Source organism: Bacteroides gallinarum DSM 18171 = JCM 13658 (genome assembly GCF_000374365.1).
GTDB classification, from domain to species: domain Bacteria; phylum Bacteroidota; class Bacteroidia; order Bacteroidales; family Bacteroidaceae; genus Bacteroides; species Bacteroides gallinarum.
Map to the genome: position 1 here is coordinate 93,332 of NZ_KB894130.1, position 13,099 is coordinate 106,430.

Genomic DNA, 13,099 nt, shown 5'->3' on the forward strand with positions numbered 1-13,099 from the left:
TATTTCTTAAGGCTTATTCGCGATATTCCGTGTAATCCGTTTCTTACCCGCCGCACAAGGAGCGGTTTTCGTTTCACCTTATTATATATATAAAAATCAGTTTTTTTCTATACGAAGTCCCGTCTCATCCAGGATATACGTTTTAAAACAGTCGGAATAAGTATAAACGCTGAAATAGACATCCACCTCCTGCACGCCTCCGACCATATATTGCTTTAAGGGAACGGACAGATACGCACGCTTGCCATAGTCCTGCACGGTACTGCTTACGGCATGATACAAGGTGAGCCGCACGGTGGCGCGTCCGCCGGTTTCGTCTACGACAACCTCGTCCTCTACAAAATGCAGAAGGTGCTGCCCCTGCTGCTTTACCTCCAGGACGATATTCAGGTAATCCTGCCCCCGCCAGATGCTCTGCACCTCCGAGGGCTCCGTCTTTATGCCTTCCTCGAACTTGTCGGCAGGCAGGGGAACGGGAGAAATCGTCTGCGACAAAGCATACAACTTGACGCCGGCAACTTCATTGTCGGACAGCACCGTTTCGTAATTGGCAATGATGCGGACAGACGCATCCGCGTCCGCACGCGAGCCCGACATATCCTCGACGACCCGGAGTTTTTCGCCGTCGTCGGTCTGCACCGCCTCCAACTGCCCGTCCGCACCGTAGAATGCAGTCAGGAAATCCTGCTTCACGGAAGGATAATAGTAATCATCGTCGCCGCACGATACCAGCAGCCACGACCAGACAACGGCCAATAGTCCACAGCAATACTTCTTCATATTCGTTTACCACACTCGGTTATAGCTTCCCGGCAGCTTACTTGGTTGCAGCCAGGTAATTCGTCAACGGGTTAGCATACATCATCAGCAGCTTTCCGCGCAGGAAGTCCACATCTTTGTTGGGAATGGCGATACGGTCCAACTGCCCGTCGATATATCCCGTAAAGCGTTTCTTGTCTTCGGCAGTATAATGGCCGGCAAACTCCTCCTTGCCATACAGCAGGTCATGAGCCACGTAGTTGTTGGCAAAGATACGGTAGTTGGCATGGATACGCTTGTCAATCAAAGCGGATATGGCTACGAATAGTTCCGGTTTGGGCAATGTGCGCTCCAGTTCGCCCAAGTCGTCATTGATGCAGGATGCCATACGAAAGCATACGCGCCCTTTATAGCCCAGCAGCCCGGTCTGCATATTCAGCAGGTCGTCGTCCGTGGTTTTCTTATAGTCGGGTATGTCGCGTTTCAACTGGAACTCCTGCGCTTTCAGATAGTCGCAGGGGTCGTATTCGTAAGATATGGAAAGCGGCACGATATTCAATTCCTGGAGATTGGTGATGATATCCCCGTCGCCGCCCATAGCCAGCATCTTCAGGACGCTATCCTGCGTGATATCATTGGAATCCTTGGCGCGTCCCTCGCGCTGGGCAATCCAGATAGACTGCTTCTTCTCGGCAATGGTATAGTGCATATAGCGCGACATGCGAATGGAGGACTCCAGCATCTGGCGCATGGTCAGTGCACGCTGCACGGTGAAGCATTTATTTATACGCACCAGTTTCTTAATCCAGGGATAAATCAGCAGATTGTCGCCGATAGCGATTTCCACGGTATCCAGCCCTTGCTCTACCAGAAGAACGGACAAGAACCCGGAATCGAGGATGATATCCCTGTGGTTGGAAACGTAGGTATAGGCAGACTGCTTGTTCAGCACAGCCATACTCTCGAGTATCAGTCCGTCTGTAGTATCCTTGGCAAGTTTATGCAAGATGCCGTAGCAGAGGTTTTCCTGGAACTCCTGCTTGGTCTTGCTTGCACGCATTTTCTGTGCGATAGCCTCGAAAGGAACACCCGGCATAACGGCGCAAGCCACTTGTTGGAATGCCGGGTCAGCAATTAATTCCTCAAAAATCTGAGGTAGTTCTTCGTCATGATAAGGGCGGATTTCTTCAAATTCCATGATATGCAATTTTAAATTCTAAACAATAAGTATTCGGTTTCAAGACTAATCAAACGGGCATCCGATAGTCGGTTGATACCTAATAGTTAATATCTAAAATTGGTTTTCTATTATATCTGTCATCACATCTTTAATATCCATGTTCGCCGCACGCACCTGCTGCGGGATGAAGCTGGTGGAGGTCATTCCGGGAGTAGTGTTCACTTCCAGCAGGTTAATCTTGTCTCCCTCGGTAACGATATAGTCTACGCGGATAATACCGGAAGCGCCGAGGATATCGTAAATGGCGGAAGTGAGCTTCTGCACGCGGTCACGCAGCTCGTCGGGGATGCGTGCCGGGGTTATCTCGTCCGACTCACCGTCGTACTTGGCTTTATAGTCGAAATACTCGTTGTGCGATATCACCTCCGTAATGGGGAATACGACCGACTTCCCGCGGGTTTTGTAGCAACCGCAGGTAAGCTCCGTGCCGTCCATGAAAGCCTCTACCAATACTTCTTCCGCTTCCCCGAAAGCTTTCGCAATGGCGGGCTGTATCTGCTCTTTCGTCTTTACCTTCGTTACGCCAAAGCTGGAGCCGCCCAGACCGGGTTTGATGAAGCAGGGCAAACCGATTTTCCCGATTACGTCTTCGTCGGAAACCGACTGCCCCCGGCGGAGCATCAAAGAGTCTGCAATGCGTACCCCGAAGGTTTTCAGGTACTGGTTGCATACGAACTTGTCGTAAGTCAATGCGGCGGCAAGCACCCCGCAACAGGAATACGGTATGTGCAGCATGTCGAAATATCCTTGCAGGCGTCCGTCCTCACCCGGCGTTCCGTGAATGGTGATATAGGCAAAATCGAACACCACCTTATCGCCGCCCAGCCGGAAGCTGAAATCGTTGCGGTCTACCGGGGCTTTCGTTCCGTCGGGAAGCTGCACGTGCCAGTCTGCTCCGCGCATTTCTACGATATATAATGTGTATCTCTCCTTATCGATGAAGGAGTAAATTCCTTGTGCGCTGCGTAGGGAAACCTCGAACTCGGATGTGTCTCCCCCGCATACAATAGCAATCGTGCGTTTCATTCTAAATCTCTATTACTGATGTAGCCCCTCCACTTGTCTATCAGCCGTGCCATATCGTCCGGCAACTCCGAGGTGAAATACATTTCCTCCCCGGTAACGGGATGTACGAATCCCAGCGTCATGGCGTGCAACGCCTGTCGCGGGCAAGTATCGAAGCAATTATTTACAAACTGTTTGTATTTGGCAAAACGGGTTCCTTTCAGGATTTCATGCCCGCCATAGCGTTCGTCGTTAAAGAGGATGTGCCCGATGTGCTTCATATGCACACGGATTTGGTGAGTACGCCCCGTTTCGAGGATACACTCCACAAGCGTTACATATCCCAGGCGCTCCAGCACGCGATAATGGGTAACGGCGTGCTTCCCCTGGTCGTCGGGGAGAACGGTCATCTGCATACGGTCTTTAGGATTGCGCCCCACGTTACCCGTAATCGTCCCTTCGTCCTGTTCCACATTTCCCCAGACGAGGGCACGGTAACGACGCTTGGTAGTTTTATTGAAGAATTGAAGACCGAGGTTGGTCTTGGCATCCGGCGTCTTGGCAATAACCAGCAGACCGGAGGTATCTTTATCGATGCGGTGCACCAACCCTACGTGCGGGTCATTGGCATCGTAGTCGGGAATATCTTTCATGTGCCAGGCAATGGCGTTGACGAGTGTGCCGCGGTAGTTGCCGTGTCCGGGATGCACGACCAGACCTGCCGGCTTGTTGACGACCATAAGGTATTTGTCCTCGTAAACGATATCCAGGGGAATGTCTTCGGGAATCACCTCGTTCTCATAACGGGGACGGTCCATCATCACCGTTATCACATCCAGGGGCTTCACCTTGTAGCTGCTCTTGACCGGCTGGCCGTTCGCCATTACGAATCCGGCATCGGCGGCCTTCTGTATACGGTTGCGCGAAGCATTGGTCAACCGGTCGAACAGGTATTTGTCCACACGCATCATCTCCTGCCCTTTGTCCACCACTACGCGGAAGTGCTCGTAAAGCTGCGACTCGTCACCGACAGGCTCTATATCGTCCAGTACATCGTTCTCTATGTCGTCCGGTAATTCTTCAATCATCGTTTGTCCTCTTTAAGAATTAAAGACAGCTCATTCCCGTACACATACGTTTAACATCAGAACCAGGATTCATCGGCCGCAGACTCTCCGGAACCAACAGTTTCCTGTATCTCCGCCCCTTCGTCCACTGCCAGGGAATCGCCTTCAAGCACTTCTTTTTCGCCGTTGCCCACCACCAGGGTCAGCGTGGCTCCCATAGGCACTTTCTCGCCCATAGCCAGCATGCGTTCCCGGTATTCCACGCCGTACACCCAGTCTTTCTCACCGGCTATGTAGCGGATGTCGTTCAGCTTGAAACCGGATGCCAGGATGCGTGCCTCCGCCTGACGCAGGGAGCTGTTGTCCGCCACATCGGGCACTTCCTGCAAAGGTATATTCACAGCATTGATTGTCAGGTAAATGATACGGCCTTCCTTCACCTTCTGTCCGGCTGTCGGATTATAGTCCAGGATACAACCCGCAGGCTTGTCCTTGACGTAAGTGGAGTCGGAAACAATGCAGACCAGCCCCCTGTTTCCGAATACCTTTCCGGCCTCTCCCACCGTCATGCCCTTTACATCAGGCACTACCACGGCCTCACCGTGGTGAGTGTATATATCTATTCCTTTTAATGTTCCGAACAGCAACAGCGCCACCACGACAATCATCGCCACGATGTTTATCCAGAAGTATTTGTTCTGACGGAAAGAAAAAAATTCCTTTATAGTCATAATCACTACAATTTGGTGCAAAGATAATGCAAACCGAGAGCAGAATAAAATGAACTTGTTCATTTTTTATGCCGAGGTGCAGCTTATCTTCGCTTTTGTTGCAAAGATAATGTAATTTGGGCGCATTACAATAGTGTTTTCTTGAAAGTTTCACAAAAGAAAAGCCGCAAAACACTGTCACCAGTCCTTTGCGGCTTCCTTATTTCTATCAAGAGGAATGACTTATGCCTTCACTCCGTTGTATTCGTCGGAAACAGTCAGTTTCTTTCTGCCTTTGGCACGACGTGCGGCCAATACTCTGCGACCATTGGCTGTAGCCATTCTCTCACGGAATCCGTGTTTGTTTTTTCTCTTTCTGTTAGAGGGTTGAAATGTTCTTTTCATTACTGTATCTTGTTTTATGTTATTATTCTACGTAATCGGGCTGCAAAAATAGATACTTTTTCTAAAATAACCAAGAGATAACTCATTTTATCTCAAAACTTTTTGTGTTTTTTACCGATTTCCATTACTTTTGCATCCGCAAATCGCAAGGAAATATCTTAATAACATTATAATAATAACAAAGTATGATTAATGCTCAAGACATTAAAATCGGAACTTGCATCCGCATGGACGGCAAGCTGTATTTCTGCATTGACTTCCTGCATGTAAAACCGGGAAAAGGCAACACTTTCATGCGTACCAAATTGAAAGACGTAGTGAACGGTTACGTGCTCGAACGCCGTTTCAACATCGGTGAAAAACTGGAAGACGTACGTGTAGAGCGTCGTCCCCACCAATACCTCTACCACGACGGCGACAACTACCAGTTCATGAACCAGGAGACTTTCGACCAGATTCCTATCGCCCACGACTTGATTAACGGCGTAGACTTCCTGCTGGAAGGAATGATTGTAGACGTTGTGTCCGATGCCTCCACCGAAACGGTTCTGTATGCTGATGTGCCTATCAAAGTACAGCAGAAGATTACTTACACCGAACCGGGGCTGAAAGGCGATACAGCTACCAACACGCTGAAACCCGCAACCGTAGAATCGGGTGCAACCGTACGTGTGCCGCTGTTTATCAACGAAGGCGAAACGATTGAAATCGATACCCGCGACGGTTCTTACGTAGGCCGTGTAAAAGCATAAACGAATTTTATAATTAAGTGAAATATGAGAATTATCCCGCCCGGTTCGTTTCGAACCGGACGGGATTTTTTATGCGGACTTTGTAATAAGGATTCCGGATAACAAGTATCTCGGATAACAAACATTCCGAATAGCAAGCACTCCGGATAGCAAACACTCCGGCGTCCGTTTACCCGCAAGGCTTGTACACAAGAAATCCGGCAAGGGAAACCGTTTCTTTTTACTACCCCGGATTAAAAAGCAGATTGGTTCCCAACCAATCCAATACCGAGCCTGAGACTCCTATAATCAAAACAACATTCAAGCTCGGAGACAAATTCTACCGATAATGCTTTCATAATCAATGTTTTTAATTATATTTGCATAATTGCAAAATTTTATTTAAAAGCGTTATGAGAGCAGTCATTATTTTATTATTTTTATCCAATGTGCTCTCCATGAGCGCACAGTATTGCTGCACAGAAGCAGGAAAGGTTCTCCACTATGTCACCACCGATAAGAAAGAGGGAAAGACATTGAAAGACTCGATTTTCATTAAAGATGTAGCCGACGACGAAGAACGCACCGTAGTAGAACAACGGTGGTATGGCGACAGTTACAGTATAGCAAGCATTATGGACGGTACTAATCGGGAGATACTCATATATCATAAAAAGAGCGGTGTCACAGATTATATCATGCTGGATGCAGAAACAGAAAATGCACAGACACGGAAGGGGTTCATTGCCCACTATCCCCCAAAAGACAGCATCAAAGCCGAAAAAGAGTATCAAGGATATAGCAAGTATATAAGAGCCGAAGGGCGCATATGCATTCCTATCAAGGGAAATGCCTATATGGATGAGGAACTGCCTCCATGCAAGTACTTTCAAAAAATGGGACCGATGAAAATAAATGCTTCCCTCAAAGGGAAATACAAGGGAAAAGAAACGATACACACCCCGGCAGGAGATTTTGAGTGTGTTAAAATCTACACAGAATCCAAAGGCAGTCTCATGTTCATCTCTCAATCGGAATACAGCATAACCTGGTATGCCCCCAATATAGGTGTTGTGAAAACAGAAAAGTACACCAAACGGGGAAAGGTACTGGAAAGCTCATTGCTATATGCCATACATTAGCAGGAAAGCCATTGGCAACTTTTAAAACTGCAACGATAAAAGAGCGAAACGCTGTTTCTACGTAAACCGCGTAATAGCGACATACTTACCTCTTCCGATATTTGGAAGCCTGTCCGGATAGCTTATCCCGACGGGCTTCTTCTTTTCAGCACATCCCTCCATTCGCACAGAGTTCCCTCCCGTTATCCCCATAAAGACTTCGGGTTTCAACCAGGGATACGATAAGTTTCAAGGCATGAAACAAAGTGTTCAGCACGGTGAAACACTTTGTTCAGTACGTTGAAACAGAGTGTTCGGTCAATAGAAACATTTTGTTTCAGCATGCACGAACAAAGTGTTTTTATGCGATGAAACAAAGTGTTCACCGCTGTGAACTAATAAAGTATCCTGCTTAACGAATAAAAGAAAGGCATGTACCTGCCGCCATACCCTATGAAACAAGTGTGACAGATAATTTTGGGGAAAGATAGTTTTTGAGGGAAAGGTATCTATCACATCTATCTCTTATATCTCTTACACTTCGATAGGCTGTAACATAAAACAATGCAGTATCGGTGTGACAGCATGACGGATAAAGCCTTTTTCCAAATCCACAGGGAACGCTACCGAATCCGGTTTATATATACGAAGTCCTGCCACTGCACCTCTTTTTTCCGCCTATCCGGAGAATGCGCGGCCAAATGATAATCCGCGCATCGAATAAAAATGTATCTTTGCAACATCAACCCCGCAACCCGGTAAAAAGACACAGAGATATGCGATATTCCGTTATCATCCCCGTATATAACCGCCCCGATGAAGTGGACGAACTTTTACAGAGCCTCACCCTGCAAAGCTTCAGGGATTTCGAGGTCGTCGTTGTAGAGGACGGCTCTGCAATTCCCTGCAAGGATGTGGCAGATAAATACCGGAATCGCCTGGACATACACTATTATGCTAAGCCCAATTCCGGGCCGGGGCAAACGCGCAACTACGGCGCCAGACACAGCAGGGGGGAATACCTGATTATACTGGACTCCGACTGCATTCTTCCCGAAGGCTACTTCGAGGCTGTGGAAAAAGAACTGCGGAAAGCCCCCGTCGATGCTTTCGGCGGACCAGACCGGGCGCACGAGTCCTTTACCGATATACAGAAGGCTATCAACTACTCCATGACCTCGTTTTTTACCACCGGCGGTATCCGCGGCGGGAAAAAGAAAATGGATAAGTTCTATCCGCGGAGCTTCAATATGGGAGTACGCCGCGAGGTCTATGAAGCATTGGGCGGCTTCTCGCAGATGCGTTTCGGAGAGGACATCGATTTCAGCATCCGCATCTTCAAAGGCGGATACAGATGCAGGCTATTTCCCGGAGCATGGGTATATCATAAACGGCGGACGGACTTGAAGAAGTTCTTCAAGCAGGTACACAATTCCGGCATCGCCCGTATCAACCTGTACAAGAAATATCCCGAATCATTGAAAATAGTTCACCTGCTGCCGGGCGCATTCACATTAGGGGTAGCCGTATTGCTGGCAGGCGCACTATTCTGCCCATACAGTCTGCTCCCGATTGCATTGTACGCATTGCTTGTCTGCGCGGACTCCACCATTCAGAACAGAAGCCTGCGCATCGGCATCTATTCCATTGCCGCATCTTTCATTCAGCTTATCGGATACGGAACCGGTTTCTGGCGTGCCTGGTGGAATCGTTGCATACTCGGTAAAGACGAGTTCGAGGCATTCAAGAAGAACTTTTATAAATGACGGGCAATGAAGGAGTAGCAGGCGGTAAAAGAAAAGGAATGGAGAAATTAACAATAAACCAATGGGCAGCGGAAGACCGCCCGCGGGAGAAAATGATGCTGAAAGGTGCGGAAGCCCTCAGCGATGCAGAACTGCTGGCAATACTCATCGGCTCGGGAAATACGGAAGAAAGCGCCGTAGCACTGATGCAACGGGCACTTGCCTGCTGCGACAACGACCTGAACCGGTTGGGGAAATGGGAAGTGCACGACTTCTCCCGCTTTAAAGGCCTCGGTCCCGCCAAAAGCGTCACCATTATGGCCGCCCTCGAACTGGGCAAGCGCAGGAAGCAACAGGCGCATCCGGAACGTGCTGCCATACGCTCGTCCAAAGACATCTACGAGATTTTCCACCCGCTGCTGTGCGACCTCACAACGGAGGAGTTCTGGGTACTCCTGCTCAACCGGGCAGCCCGCGTCATAGACAAGGTGCGCATCAGCCGGGGCGGTATAGACCAGACCACCGCCGATGTAAGGAGCATCCTGCGCGAAGCGCTGCTGCAACGCGCCACGCAAATCGTACTGGTGCACAACCACCCTTCGGGAAACACGCAGCCCAGCACAGACGACCGGCAACTGACACAGTTCGTACGGAAAGGCGCCCAGACCATGAACATCCGCCTGATTGACCACGTTATAGTGACGGACGGCAGATATTACAGTTTCAATGACGAAGGAGTGCTGTAATGTAACCGGTACATTCTTTGCAGTTTCAATTAAAATCTTTAGATTTGCTTCGCTAAACCAACAAACCGTACGAATATGACCCGATTTGAGATAGAAGAGAAAATCGTTGCCATGCTGAAAACCGTATTCGACCCGGAAATTCCGGTGAACGTGTACGACCTGGGGCTAATCTACAAGATAGATGTTTCCGACAGCGGAGAGGCAATCATAGATATGACCCTGACAGCTCCCAACTGCCCTGCGGCGGACTTCATCATGGAAGATATCCGCCAGAAGATAGAGTCGATAGACGGCGTGTCCTCCGCCGTTATCAACCTGGTATTCGAGCCCGAATGGGACAAGGATATGATGAGCGAAGAAGCCAAGCTGGAACTGGGTTTCCTTTGATTAACCACACTGCTAATAACGGATAATAAGATGAAGAACGTATATTTCCTCTCGGACGCGCATCTGGGTTCACGCGCCATTGAACACGGACGGACACAGGAACGACGGTTGGTGAACTTCCTCGACAGTATCAAACACAAGGCATCTGCCGTATACCTGCTGGGAGACATGTTCGACTTCTGGTACGAGTTCCGCACGGTCGTGCCCAAGGGTTACACCCGTTTTCTCGGCAAGCTGTCCGAGCTGACAGACAGGGGCGTGGAGGTACACTTCTTCACCGGCAACCACGACATCTGGTGCGGGGATTACCTGAGTAAGGAATGCGGGGTAATCATCCACCGCGAGCCCCTCACCACGGAAATCTACGGGAAAGAGTTCTACCTTGCCCACGGCGACGGGCTGGGCGACCCGGACAAGAAGTTCAAACTGCTGCGTACCATGTTCCACAGCCGCACCCTCCAGGCTCTGTTCTCCGCCCTCCACCCCCGCTGGAGCGTAGAGCTCGGACTGACATGGGCCAAACACAGCCGCCTGAAAAGGATAGACGGGAAAGAGCCCGACTATATGGGCGAGAACAACGAACACCTGGTGCTGTACACCAAAGAGTACCTGAAAAGCCACCCGGACATCAACTTCTTCATCTACGGACACCGCCACATCGAGTTAGACCTGATGCTGAGCTCCACCACCCGTGTACTTATCCTGGGCGACTGGATAAACTACTTCTCGTATGCCGTATTCGACGGCGAGAACCTGTTCCTGGAGGAGTTCATCGAAGGGGAAACCAAGCTGTAGACTATTCGCCCCGACGGGCAAGAATTGTTTATTCTTATTAAATGATTACGAAAAAGCGACGGGTTACGGAACTTTTTCGCCTGCAATCTTGTAATATCATCATAACTATTAAAACAACACCGTTATGGATGATATGATTTACAGAAATGATTCTATTGCCGAAGAGAATATAGACCCCAACGGCCGCCCGGCAAAAAACGAGTTCGAGGAGTGGAGTGAGGAAGTTACCGAACGTACAGACCTCGGATACAAAAACAAGAAAGTAAAATCTGCCAGGAAGCGGAAAAAGCTGATTAAAGAAATGGACGAGATAATCAAGGAGGAACTGAAATAAAGGTTCACCACAACAGATTACACGAAGCGACACAGATTGGTACGGATTGAGTACAGTTAGTACGAAGTAAAATGAATTAGTGCGAATTGGTACAGGTCGGTACGAAGCGATACGAATTAATACGGATTGGTACAGGTCGGTACGAAGCGATACGAATTAGCACGAATTAATACGGATTGGTACGGATATTTTCTTTATCGAGAATAAAATCCATACCAATCCGTATAATCTGTGGTGAAAGAAAGCTTATTTATACCCCGCCGCTTTCGCTATGCGCTTCGGTATCTCCGTATTGTCCATTTTGCCGGTAAACAGGTCGGAGCCCGCACCTATGGCAAATACAGGAACGTATCCCGCCGTATGTCCCGTGCTGGTCCACCCTACCATTGCTATCTGACTCATCACTTTCCGGGCAGCGGCAGCCAAAGGTTCGGTCTTGGCATACAGGCTCTCCTCGAAAACGACCTTGTTCTTTACGAAAGATGTTTCGTATTCGTCGCGGAGCATCTTCTCCTGTTCCCAGGTCAGGGGCAGCTCTTTCCAGAAACCCATTTTATCGGCAAGCAATGCCTTGACCTGTTCCCATGAGGCTCTGCCCGATTTCTCTTTCCGCAGGTCGGTAATCGCTTTGGAAAGGAGGTCTTGGGATTGTTTTTGGTTCAGCAAGGATTTCAGGTGCAGTTCGTATTTGCCGGTTCCCAGTCCCAAGCCGCCGGTTTCGTGGTCGGCAGTTACGACAATCAACGTTTCCTTCGGATGCTTCTTGTAGAATTCATAAGCCACCTTTACGGCATTATCCATGTCTATTACTTCTTCGAAAACCGTGGCAGGGTCGTTGCTGTGGCAAGCCCAGTCTATCTTACCGCCTTCCACCATAAGGAAGAAACCTTTATTGTTTCCTTTGGTCAAGAAAGAAATAGCACTCTCCGTTATCTCCGCCAGGGTAAGGTCGCCCTCCTTGCGGTCGATAGCATAAGGCAAGCAAGAAGGCTGCGCACCCTCTTTCTGAATAAGAATCATCTTCTTCGCATCTGCCGCCTTAGCTTTGTATTCGTCCAGCCCCCTGGCAATGGTATAGCCCGCTTCTTCCAAAATGGGGAAGATACTCGGCGCCGCCTTCTTATCGGCAGTCGTGGCGGGTTTCAGGAAACCGCCGCCGGCATGGAAGTCGAAACCTGCTTTCGGAAGGTCCAGAGCTATCTCGTAGTACATGCTACGGTTGGGTTGGTGGGCATAGAACGCCGCAGGAGTGGCATGGTCTACACTGACGCTGGTAGTGATGCCTACCTTCTTCCCGGCCTTCTTCGCTCTCTCGGCAACGGTTTGCAGGACATTCTTTTCATCGTCCATGCCGATAGCACCGTTATATGTCTTTTCGCCGGTAGCAAGAGCCGTGCCCGCCGCCGAAGAGTCCGTTACGGAATTGGTAGCGGAAAAGGTGGTAGCCACGGAAGCAACCGGGAAGGTGGTGAACAAAAGCGGTTTCACCCCGATACGCCCTTCCTGTTCCGCCAGGTACATCTCCGTACCGTTTACCTGATTCACTCCCATTCCATCGCCGATGAAATAGAATACATACTTTGCCTGCCCTGCATAGGATGTGCCTGCCAGCAGGACAAAGAACAACACATACATCAATCGTTTCATAAGTCTATTTATTTGAAGTTGTCTAAATAAGGTTGCCTATAAGCTACCGCACTCTTACGGATAAACAAAGATAGCGATTTTAAATTATCCGCCTATGACGATAGCATTAAAAAAAGGGACATTCAGTAAATAATATAAAATCAGCCAACTAATTCATACACAAAATATTGCGAATTAGCTGGCTTTTTTGTATCTTTAGGTATTCCCCCGCAAATAAGGTTTGAAGGCCAAAACGGGGGAAATTCCCCGACTAAGATATGGCTAAGATACAAAATATTTCCGAAATTCACCCAACTTTGGGCTTCACAGAATTTGATGTTCTGGAAAAATACCGCAAAAGTTTTAATGAGAGTGAGCTTGGCAGGCTTCACTCAGTGTTCCCGTTTGAACGCATGGCAAAAGCCGCA

Annotated in this window: 14 protein-coding genes and 1 pseudogene; 8 read left to right on the top strand and 7 right to left on the bottom strand. The window is 48.9% G+C overall.

What is annotated here, in order from left to right:
• Positions 1–96 precede the first annotated feature (96 nt).
• The 6 genes from C233_RS0110810 to rpmH all read right to left on the bottom strand — a co-directional run bounded on the left by C233_RS0110810 (position 97) and on the right by rpmH (position 5,186).
• On the bottom strand, positions 97–780 hold the full coding sequence (locus C233_RS0110810) for a NigD1/NigD2 family lipoprotein (RefSeq protein WP_026314830.1): 684 nt from the start codon (positions 778–780) through the stop codon (positions 97–99).
• A 37-nt stretch (positions 781–817) separates the two neighbouring features.
• Entirely contained in the window at positions 818–1,957 is a 1,140-nt protein-coding gene (locus C233_RS0110815) for a 1-acyl-sn-glycerol-3-phosphate acyltransferase (RefSeq protein ID WP_018667612.1), read from the bottom strand.
• 93 nt (positions 1,958–2,050) lie between these two features.
• Positions 2,051–3,025, bottom strand: a complete 975-nt coding sequence (locus C233_RS0110820; RefSeq protein WP_018667613.1) for a D-alanine--D-alanine ligase — start codon at positions 3,023–3,025, stop codon at positions 2,051–2,053.
• Entirely contained in the window at positions 3,022–4,092 is a 1,071-nt protein-coding gene (locus C233_RS0110825) for an RluA family pseudouridine synthase (protein WP_018667614.1), read from the bottom strand. Before C233_RS0110825 ends, C233_RS0110820 begins: the two co-directional genes overlap by 4 nt.
• Before the next feature lie 56 nt (positions 4,093–4,148).
• On the bottom strand, positions 4,149–4,802 hold the full coding sequence (locus C233_RS0110830) for a PASTA domain-containing protein (RefSeq protein ID WP_025069189.1): 654 nt from the start codon (positions 4,800–4,802) through the stop codon (positions 4,149–4,151).
• 222 nt (positions 4,803–5,024) lie between these two features.
• The gene (rpmH, locus tag C233_RS0110835) at positions 5,025–5,186 is read right to left on the bottom strand and encodes a 50S ribosomal protein L34 (RefSeq protein WP_004292199.1); all 162 of its coding nucleotides are present in this window, start codon (positions 5,184–5,186) and stop codon (positions 5,025–5,027) included.
• A 185-nt stretch (positions 5,187–5,371) separates the two neighbouring features.
• Between rpmH and efp the strand changes: the two genes are divergently transcribed.
• From efp to C233_RS0110870, 7 genes are all read left to right on the top strand, one after another.
• Positions 5,372–5,938 (top strand): elongation factor P, encoded by a 567-nt coding sequence (gene efp, locus C233_RS0110840; protein WP_018667617.1) that lies wholly within the window; start codon positions 5,372–5,374, stop codon positions 5,936–5,938.
• Between the two features lie 392 nt (positions 5,939–6,330).
• Positions 6,331–7,059, top strand: a complete 729-nt coding sequence (locus C233_RS0110845; RefSeq protein WP_026314831.1) for a TapB family protein — start codon at positions 6,331–6,333, stop codon at positions 7,057–7,059.
• 755 nt (positions 7,060–7,814) lie between these two features.
• Positions 7,815–8,804: a glycosyltransferase family 2 protein gene (locus C233_RS0110850; RefSeq protein ID WP_018667619.1), complete on the top strand. Its 990-nt coding sequence runs from the start codon at positions 7,815–7,817 to the stop codon at positions 8,802–8,804.
• A gap of 38 nt (positions 8,805–8,842) precedes the next feature.
• Entirely contained in the window at positions 8,843–9,529 is a 687-nt protein-coding gene (gene radC / locus C233_RS0110855; RefSeq protein ID WP_025069190.1) for a RadC family protein, read from the top strand.
• Between the two features lie 75 nt (positions 9,530–9,604).
• Positions 9,605–9,916 (top strand): metal-sulfur cluster assembly factor, encoded by a 312-nt coding sequence (locus tag C233_RS0110860; protein WP_018667621.1) that lies wholly within the window; start codon positions 9,605–9,607, stop codon positions 9,914–9,916.
• A gap of 30 nt (positions 9,917–9,946) precedes the next feature.
• Positions 9,947–10,711, top strand: coding sequence for a UDP-2,3-diacylglucosamine diphosphatase (locus C233_RS0110865; RefSeq protein WP_018667622.1), 765 nt, complete (start codon positions 9,947–9,949; stop codon positions 10,709–10,711).
• 124 nt (positions 10,712–10,835) lie between these two features.
• Complete coding sequence (locus tag C233_RS0110870) at positions 10,836–11,045, top strand: hypothetical protein (RefSeq protein WP_018667623.1); 210 nt, start codon at positions 10,836–10,838, stop codon at positions 11,043–11,045.
• A 246-nt stretch (positions 11,046–11,291) separates the two neighbouring features.
• Here C233_RS0110870 and C233_RS0110875 read toward each other — a convergent pair whose 3' ends face one another.
• Positions 11,292–12,692 (bottom strand): alkaline phosphatase, encoded by a 1,401-nt coding sequence (locus tag C233_RS0110875; protein WP_025069191.1) that lies wholly within the window; start codon positions 12,690–12,692, stop codon positions 11,292–11,294.
• A 257-nt stretch (positions 12,693–12,949) separates the two neighbouring features.
• Here C233_RS0110875 and C233_RS23640 point away from each other — a divergent pair.
• Positions 12,950–13,099, top strand: a pseudogene (locus C233_RS23640) (DDE transposase); the annotation flags it as partial.

What these genes read in the sequence shown, in the direction of transcription:
- C233_RS0110810 (WP_026314830.1), bottom strand. Translation starts at nt 780, where the DNA reads ATGAAGAAGTATTGCTGTGGACTATTGGCCGTTGTCTGGTCGTGGCTG.
- C233_RS0110815 (WP_018667612.1), bottom strand. Translation starts at nt 1,957, where the DNA reads ATGGAATTTGAAGAAATCCGCCCTTATCATGACGAAGAACTACCTCAG.
- C233_RS0110820 (WP_018667613.1), bottom strand. Translation starts at nt 3,025, where the DNA reads ATGAAACGCACGATTGCTATTGTATGCGGGGGAGACACATCCGAGTTC.
- C233_RS0110825 (WP_018667614.1), bottom strand. Translation starts at nt 4,092, where the DNA reads ATGATTGAAGAATTACCGGACGACATAGAGAACGATGTACTGGACGAT.
- C233_RS0110830 (WP_025069189.1), bottom strand. Translation starts at nt 4,802, where the DNA reads ATGACTATAAAGGAATTTTTTTCTTTCCGTCAGAACAAATACTTCTGG.
- rpmH (WP_004292199.1), bottom strand. Translation starts at nt 5,186, where the DNA reads ATGAAAAGAACATTTCAACCCTCTAACAGAAAGAGAAAAAACAAACAC.
- efp (WP_018667617.1), top strand. Translation starts at nt 5,372, where the DNA reads ATGATTAATGCTCAAGACATTAAAATCGGAACTTGCATCCGCATGGAC.
- C233_RS0110845 (WP_026314831.1), top strand. Translation starts at nt 6,331, where the DNA reads ATGAGAGCAGTCATTATTTTATTATTTTTATCCAATGTGCTCTCCATG.
- C233_RS0110850 (WP_018667619.1), top strand. Translation starts at nt 7,815, where the DNA reads ATGCGATATTCCGTTATCATCCCCGTATATAACCGCCCCGATGAAGTG.
- radC (WP_025069190.1), top strand. Translation starts at nt 8,843, where the DNA reads ATGGAGAAATTAACAATAAACCAATGGGCAGCGGAAGACCGCCCGCGG.
- C233_RS0110860 (WP_018667621.1), top strand. Translation starts at nt 9,605, where the DNA reads ATGACCCGATTTGAGATAGAAGAGAAAATCGTTGCCATGCTGAAAACC.
- C233_RS0110865 (WP_018667622.1), top strand. Translation starts at nt 9,947, where the DNA reads ATGAAGAACGTATATTTCCTCTCGGACGCGCATCTGGGTTCACGCGCC.
- C233_RS0110870 (WP_018667623.1), top strand. Translation starts at nt 10,836, where the DNA reads ATGGATGATATGATTTACAGAAATGATTCTATTGCCGAAGAGAATATA.
- C233_RS0110875 (WP_025069191.1), bottom strand. Translation starts at nt 12,692, where the DNA reads ATGAAACGATTGATGTATGTGTTGTTCTTTGTCCTGCTGGCAGGCACA.